This window comes from Rhizobium sp. UBA1881 (assembly GCF_002338015.1).
GTDB lineage: Bacteria > Pseudomonadota > Alphaproteobacteria > Rhizobiales > Rhizobiaceae > Rhizobium.
The window spans coordinates 1-6,884 of record NZ_DDHH01000046.1; the positions used below are offsets into that span (position 1 = coordinate 1).

Consider the following 6,884-nt stretch of genomic DNA (forward strand, 5'->3'; position numbering starts at 1 on the left):
CCTTGTGGGGGAGATGTCCGGCAGGACAGAGGGGGGCGCCACACGGCACGACGTCCAATCTCCTGCCCCCCCAAAGCAACCCTAGCGCAACCGCTCCACCAACCGCCCGATCGACACCGCATCCGCATTGGCAAACGCCAACCGCAAATACCGCTCCTGCCCCACCCCGAAATAGCTCCCCGGCAGACAAACCACGCCAGCCTCCTTGGCCAGCCTCTCGGCAACCGCAGACGAACTCAAATCCGCGAACGGATGCCGGATAAAGGCGAAATACGCGCCAAGCGCCCCGATCTCCCAGCCGGGCAACTCAGCCATCACCGCCCGCAGCGCATCCGCCCGCCGGGCGATCTCCAGTCGGTTCGCGGCCCGCCAGTCGGCCAGAACGGGCATCGCCTCGGCAACCGCCACCTGCGCAGCCCTCGGCGCGCAGATCTGCATGTTGTCCATCACCTTGACGATCTCGGCGACGACACCCTCACCGGCGGTGATCGCGCCCAGCCGATGGCCGGGAATGCAGAAGGATTTGGAGAAGCTGTAAAGCAGGATCAGCGTCTCCTCCCAGCCGGGGATGCTGAGCAGCGGGTGCGGGGCGCCATAACCCTCCGGCAGGAAGTCGCGGTAGGTCTCGTCGACGATCAGCCACGACCCATGGCTGCGGCAGAGGTCGAACAGCGCGCGCAACAACTCCGGCGGATAGATCGCGCCCGTCGGATTGTTTGGCGTCACGATCGCCAGCGCCTTGGCGCCCGAGGCCAGCGCCTTCTCGGCCGAGGCGATATCGGGCAGGAAGCCGTTCCCGGCGTCGCATTCGACCAGCACCCTGTTGATGCCAAGCATCGACAGGGTCGTTTCCTGGTTGAAATAGAAGGGATTGGTCAGCGCCACGCTGTCTCCGGCGCCAGCAAGCGCAATGGCCGCCGCCATGAAGGCCTGGTTGCAGCCGGCAGTGATCTGGACGTTGCGGGCAGCGACCGGCGCGCCGTAAACGTCGGACATCTGCCGGGCATAGACCTCGCGCAACACGCCCTCGCCCTCGATCGGCCCGTAGCCTGTTGTGGTGGGCGATGATGCAGCCTCACCCAGCAGCCGCAGCATCTCGGGATGCGCCGGATAGCCCGGAACCGCCTGCGAGAGATCGACCAGCGGCCCCTTGGCTCCCTTGTACTCGCGTGCCCGAGCACCGATGGGATGGGTGGCGGAGACAGTCGGGAGACGAGGAGATTGGCTTCAGCGGAGGGCATGGAGGCTCTCAAATCGATAATGGAAACCATCACTCCTGCACAAAACACCCGGCTCGGCAACACGCATTCACAGGGCGCGCCGAAGCGCGCCATCAGGTGCCGCAGCAGGCCTTCAGCTTGGAGAGCTTGGCCACCTCGATATGCCGGTTGGCGACGATGGAAATGACGCCATCGGCCTTGAGTTTCGACATTTGCCGCGACACCGTCTCGATCGTCAGCCCGAGAAAATCGGCGATATCGGCGCGCGACAGCGGCAGGTCGAAACGGCGATTCTCGCCGGTCGCCTCGGGATCCAGATGCGTCGCGATCAGAAACAGGAAGCTCGCCACCTTCTCCGCCGCCGTCTTGCGCCCCAGCGTCACCATCCAGTCGCGCGCCTCGTCGAGCTCGCGCATCGTTTGTTCCATCAGCCTTTCAGCGAGTGCCGGCGTGCTCTTGACCAGCCGCTCCATGGCGGCTTTCGGAACACGGCACAGATGCACATCGGACGCGGCCTCGGCCGAGACACCGTTTTCGTTGGCATGCAACCTGCCGAGGAAGTCGGGAGCGAACTGCAGCCCGACGATCTGCTGGCGCCCATCCTCCAGCGTCTTCGTCAATTTCACAACGCCGCTGATGACGGTGGCGTAGGCCTCGACGGGCATCTTTTCGCCTGCCAGTTCCTCGCCGGCGTGATGCGTCACCAGCCGCGTATGGGCAGACAGAGACAGAAGTTCGTCGCCCGTCAGCGCGCCGCACATACCCTTGTGGCGGACCTCGCAGCTTACGCAACGTATTGGAATATTAGAATTATGTATATCTTTTCGCATGCAACCAGCTCCGCCGGAAGCATAGCCAAGGCTGTCGTCAGAGAACAGCGTTTTCTTGATCGAGATCAAGGCATTCATCGAAAACCCCCTTTATTCCCGTCCTCGAAAGGACACGCTCATGAACGCCGATCTCATTGCCCGCTACTCTGCCCCCGTACCCCGCTACACCAGCTATCCGACCGCGCCGCACTTCCACGAGGGCGTTGGCGAGATGGATTACCGGCAGTGGCTCGAAGCAAATTCACAAGGCGCACTATCGCTTTACGTGCATATTCCGTTCTGCGACCGGCTCTGTTTCTACTGCGGTTGCCATACCAAGCAGGTGCGTCGCTACGACCCCATCGCGACCTACCTGGAAGCCTTGAATAGCGAGATCGCGCTCGTTGCAAAATATCTCCCGCTACGACGAAAGGTCGCAGCCATCCATTTCGGCGGCGGTTCGCCGACGATCGTCAGCCCCGACGACCTCCGCCGTCTGCGCGTGACACTTGATGAAAACTTCGACATCGGTCCCGATTGCGAAATCAGCGTCGAGATCGACCCGACTCATGTCGACGCCGAGAAGCTGAGGGCATGGCGCGATTTCGGCATGACGCGGGCAAGCGTCGGCGTGCAGGATTTCGAGCCGATCGTCCAGACCGCGATCAACCGGCCGCAGAGCTTCGAGCAGACGGAGATGGTCGTGCGCACCTTGCGCGAGCTCGGCATCGGCTCGATCAATCTCGACATCGTCTACGGCCTACCGCATCAGGACCGCGACATGCTGCTGCGCACGATCGAGCTGTCGCTGTCGATGCAGCCCGATCGCATCGCCATGTTCGGCTATGCCCACGTGCCCTGGGTCAAGAAGCACCAGTCGGTGATCGATACCGCAACGCTTGCCGGTCCCGCCGACCGTTTCGCGATGGCCGCGGCCGGCGCCGACGCCATCCTTGCCGCAGGCTATGACGCTGTCGGCATCGACCACTTCGCGAAGCCCGACGACAGCATGGCCCGCCAGCTGCGCGACGGCGCACTCCGACGCAACTTCCAGGGCTACACGACCGATGGCGCCGATACGCTGATCGGCCTTGGCGCCTCCTCGATCGGCAAGCTTCCTGAGGGCTATGTCCAGAACATCGTCGCGACGGGGCAATATTGCCGGGCGATCTCGGAAGGCCGCCTTCCCGTTGCCCGGGGCTTCGCGCTCTCGGATGCTGACCGCGCCAGCGCGCAGGCGATCGAGGAGCTGATGTGCCAGTACGCCTTCTCGGTCACCGAGTTGCGCGCCCGTTTCGGCAAGGCTGCCGACGACGCCTGCGACGACGCCCTGCATGCGAGCTTCAATGAGGATGGCTTCGTCTCTTTCGATGGCGACAGGTTCGTGATCACCGACGAAGGCCGCCCCTTCGTGCGCACCATCGCCGCCAAGTTCGATCGCTATCTCGCGCAGGGCAAGGCCAAACATTCCTCCGCCATTTGATCTGAATCAATAAACCCAAGCGAAAAGCTGACTATCGTCAAATCCGGCGCCAATTGCAGCAGCCCCGGCCTGTCGATTGTCAGCCACGCACTGCGCACTGTGATTTCAGAAATTTCTGAAATCACAGTCATAACGGAAACCTGACCATGAACCTTGCGCCGCTCGTCCAATCCTTCGTCCTGCACTTCGGTGAGATGGGCTCGCGCTGGGGCATCAACAGGACGGTGAGCCAGATCTACGCACTGCTCTACGTCTCCCCGCAGCCGCTCTGCGCCGAGGAGATCGCCGACGCGCTCGGCATCTCGCGCTCGAACGTCTCGATGAGCCTGCGCGAACTGCAGACCTGGAACCTCGTGCTGCTCAGGCACCGGCCGGACGACCGCCGCGACTTCTTCACCACGCCCGACGATGTCTGGCAGATCCTGCGCACACTCGCCGAAGAACGCAAGAAGCGCGAGGTCGATCCGACGCTCTCGGTGCTGCGCGAAATCCTGATGCAGAGGCCGGCAAGCGAGGCCGAGCGCCACGCCCAGGAACGCATGAGCGAAATGCATGCGCTGATTGAACAGCTGACACATTGGTATGACGATGTGAAACAACTTGAAACCGAAAGACTTGCAACGCTACTCTCGCTAGGCGCGAAAGTGACGAAGCTGCTTGAGGCCAAGGACCGGGTCATCTCGCTCGGCCGTGGCCGCCGTCCCAATCCTGCGAACAAGAGTTAGCGCCATGACCAGTGCCTTTCTCGATGCCAAGCAAGACAAGGCCCGCGACGGACGGCGCAAGCGCGCCCGCCAGCGCTCCGCCTCGCGCAACGCGGCTCTGATCCAGACGCTCGCTGCCCTCCTCTGGATCCCGCAGGCCGGCCTTCTCTCGGTCGCGGTCGGCCGCATCGCCAATGGCGGCGGGGTCGAGGCCGTCATCTGGCCGGCGATCGTCATCGGCTTCCTCGGCATCACGAAAAGCTGTCTCGAAGCGGCAGGAGGCCGCCTCGCCTTTCGCGCCGCCCGTGCCGAACTCACCCTGAGGCGTGCCCGCGCCGTCGAGGCCCTTGCGCGCCGGTCGCCGGTCGACAGCACCCGCCACACCTCAGGCGAGGCCGCCAGCATCGTCGGCGAACAGGCCGAACTCATCGTCCCCTATCTCTCACGCTTCCAGCCGGCCCGCTTCAAGGCCAGCGCCGTGCCTCTGGTCATCCTCGCCTGCGTCTTCCCGATCTCGTGGATCGCGGCGCTCGTGCTGCTCTTCGCCATGCCCCTCATCCCCGTCTTCATGGCGCTGATCGGCTGGCGTGCTCAGGCCGCCAGCGAAAAGCAGCTGGCCGCGACGGGCGGCCTCAATGGCTTCCTGCTCGACCGCCTGCGCGGTCTTGCCACCATCCGCGCGCTTGATGCCGTCGATGCCACGGCAACGCGGCTTCGCGCCGATGCCGAGGACCTGAAGACCCGCACGATGGCCGTGCTGCGCATCGCCTTCCTGTCGTCGGCGGTTCTCGAACTCTTCGCTGCTCTCGGCGTCGCCATGGTCGCCGTCTATGTCGGCTTCTCGCTGCTCGGCGAAATCCGCTTCGGTGCCTGGACAAATAGCCTCAATCTCACATCGGGCCTCTTCGTGCTGCTGCTCGCACCCGCCTTCTTTGAGCCGCTGCGCGAACTCTCGGCCGTCTGGCACGACCGCGCCTCGGGCGAAGCGGCGATGAAGGCGCTCGATGCGCTCAGCGAAGATGGGATGCTGCTGCCGCAGGAAGAAGCCGCTCAAGGCGCCCTGGCCGCCGAAATCCTCTTCGACGCCGTCGCCTTTCGCTACCCCGGCAGCGATACCTCGGCCATCGAGGACTTCGATCTCCATATCCGCGCCGGCGAACACGTCGCGCTGCTTGGCCCAAGCGGCTCGGGCAAATCGACCCTGCTGGCACTCGCCGCCGGCCTGGCACCCTGTGAAAGCGGCCGCGTCGAGATCGGCCGGCAACCGGCCGGTCAATCGTCGCGGCCACACATCGCCTGGATCGGCCAGAAGCCGCATATCTTCGCCGGCAGCATCACCCGCAACGTCACGCTCGGCCGGCCGCAGGTCTCCACTCAACAGGCCGCCGCCACACTCAACGCCGCCCACCTAGGAAGGCTCGCGAACGCCTACCGCAACCGTCCGCTCGGCGATGGCGGAGCCGGCCTGTCGGGTGGCGAGGCGCTGCGGCTTGCCATCGCGCGCGCCGCCGTCGACGCCGAGACGCTGATCGTCCTCGCCGACGAACCGACGGCGCATCTCGACAGCACAACGGCCGACGACATCACCGAGAGCCTGCTTGAACTCGCCAAGGGCAAGACCTTGCTCGTCGCCACCCACGATCCCCGCCTCGCCGCCCGCATGGGCAGGACGATCCATCTCGATCCGGAACCCGCAAGGGAGGCCGCCGAATGAGCCCGTCGCTGACCGATCTGAAACCCATCCTCAAGCTCTTCATGAAGGAGAAGAAGCGTCGCCTGCTGCTGGGCGCCGTCATGTCGGCCGCGACGGCGGGCGCCGGCATCGCCCTGCTCGGCCTCTCCGGCTGGTTCATCACGGCAACCGCGATCGCCGGCGCCTCGGCGGCAACCGCCATCACCTTCGATGTCTTCGCTCCCTCGGCAGGCATCAGGCTGCTGGCGATCGGCCGCACCGCCTCGCGCTATGGCGAGCGGCTGACGACGCATGACGCAACGCTTGCCGTGCTCGCCGCGCTCCGCGAACGCCTGTTTCGCGGCTGGGCGCAGGCCGGCGCTGCCTGTGATCTTGCAAGACGCCCGGCCCGCCTACTGTTTCGTCTGACCGGCGATATCGATGCGCTGGACTCACTCTATCTCCGTGTGCTGGTACCATCAGGCGTCGCAATCCTCGCCGCCGTCGCCACAGGCATCGCACTCGGCCTGATGCATCCCCTGTTTGGCCTGTCGGCGGCACTGCTCCTCATCGTCGCCGGCCTCGGCATACCCCTTTGCGCCGGCCGCCTTGCCGCGGCCCATGCCCGCCGCCGCTCCTACGGCATCGAGGCACTGCGTGCCCGCACCATTGACCTCGTCGCCGGCCAGTCGGACCTGCTGATGGCAGGCAGGATCGAGGCGCAGACGGCAGCCATAGCCGCCGCCGATCGCTACGCCCAAGATGCCGACAACAGGCTGAACCGCATCGAAAGCAGCGTGACCTTCGGCTTCGGCATCGCCTCGACGCTCCTCCTCACCGGTTCGTTGCTCGCCGTTGCGGCCCTCGCCGACGCCGGCACCATCACCGCGCCCGTCGCCGCCCTCGGCATCCTGATCGCCTTCGCCGCTGTCGAGCCCTTCGGCGCGCTGCGTCGCGGCGCGCTCGAACTCGGACGCACGCTGTTGGCCGCAAAGC

4 protein-coding genes and 2 pseudogenes are annotated in these 6,884 nt (G+C 65.1%); 4 read left to right on the forward strand and 2 right to left on the reverse strand.

What is annotated here, in order from left to right; translation table 11 throughout:
• Nucleotides 1-81: 81 nt before the first annotated feature.
• Nucleotides 82-1,241, reverse strand: a pseudogene (locus tag B3605_RS04595) (aminotransferase).
• 92 nt (nucleotides 1,242-1,333) lie between these two features.
• Nucleotides 1,334-1,981, reverse strand: a complete 648-nt coding sequence (locus B3605_RS04600; protein WP_112944359.1) for a Crp/Fnr family transcriptional regulator — start codon at nucleotides 1,979-1,981, stop codon at nucleotides 1,334-1,336.
• Between the two features lie 187 nt (nucleotides 1,982-2,168).
• Between B3605_RS04600 and hemN the strand changes: the two genes are divergently transcribed.
• The 4 genes and pseudogenes from hemN to B3605_RS04620 all read left to right on the forward strand — a co-directional run.
• Complete coding sequence (gene hemN / locus B3605_RS04605) at nucleotides 2,169-3,512, forward strand: oxygen-independent coproporphyrinogen III oxidase (protein WP_112973695.1); 1,344 nt, start codon at nucleotides 2,169-2,171, stop codon at nucleotides 3,510-3,512.
• Nucleotides 3,513-3,658: 146 nt separating this feature from the next.
• Nucleotides 3,659-4,237 (forward strand): GbsR/MarR family transcriptional regulator, encoded by a 579-nt coding sequence (locus B3605_RS04610; protein WP_112944360.1) that lies wholly within the window; start codon nucleotides 3,659-3,661, stop codon nucleotides 4,235-4,237.
• Nucleotides 4,238-4,241: 4 nt separating this feature from the next.
• A complete protein-coding gene (cydD, locus tag B3605_RS04615) occupies nucleotides 4,242-5,930 on the forward strand; it encodes a thiol reductant ABC exporter subunit CydD (protein ID WP_112944361.1) in 1,689 nt (562 codons plus the stop codon).
• Nucleotides 5,927-6,884: pseudogene (locus B3605_RS04620) on the forward strand (ABC transporter ATP-binding protein); the annotation flags it as partial. The gene cydD and the pseudogene B3605_RS04620, both read left to right, overlap by 4 nt.

Bases quoted from the DNA above. Each gene is read 5' to 3' on its own strand.
- B3605_RS04600 (WP_112944359.1), bottom strand. From the start codon at position 1,981: ATGTGCGGCGCGCTGACGGGCGACGAACTTCTGTCTCTGTCTGCCCAT.
- hemN (WP_112973695.1), top strand. From the start codon at position 2,169: ATGAACGCCGATCTCATTGCCCGCTACTCTGCCCCCGTACCCCGCTAC.
- B3605_RS04610 (WP_112944360.1), top strand. From the start codon at position 3,659: ATGAACCTTGCGCCGCTCGTCCAATCCTTCGTCCTGCACTTCGGTGAG.
- cydD (WP_112944361.1), top strand. From the start codon at position 4,242: ATGACCAGTGCCTTTCTCGATGCCAAGCAAGACAAGGCCCGCGACGGA.